A 233-nucleotide genomic window follows, 5' to 3' on the forward strand; every position below is an offset into this window, starting at 1 on the left:
GTTGTTCAGGATGTGTTTAAGCGAAGTGCCAAGACCTGGCATGAGAGAGCTGAGCATCCGCATTGGTGTGGGCTCAACCTCTATGGGGTCGATGGTGTCGTGTGGCGAACACCTGATAGTGAGCAAAACAATCAGGCTTTTGCCAAAACTGCCAACGCTTCTGGTGATGCTGCCTATCCTCAAATTCGCATGGTTTGCATGATGGAGTTAAGCAGTCACTTGGTATTGAACAG

1 pseudogene is annotated in these 233 nt (G+C 49.4%); it reads left to right on the forward strand.

What is annotated here, in order from left to right:
• Positions 1-233, forward strand: a pseudogene (locus tag ACMHXH_RS13390) (IS4 family transposase); the annotation flags it as partial.

The sequence above is a fragment of the Shewanella sp. BJSY2023SW001 genome (assembly GCF_047314685.1).
Lineage (GTDB): Bacteria > Pseudomonadota > Gammaproteobacteria > Enterobacterales > Shewanellaceae > Shewanella > Shewanella indica.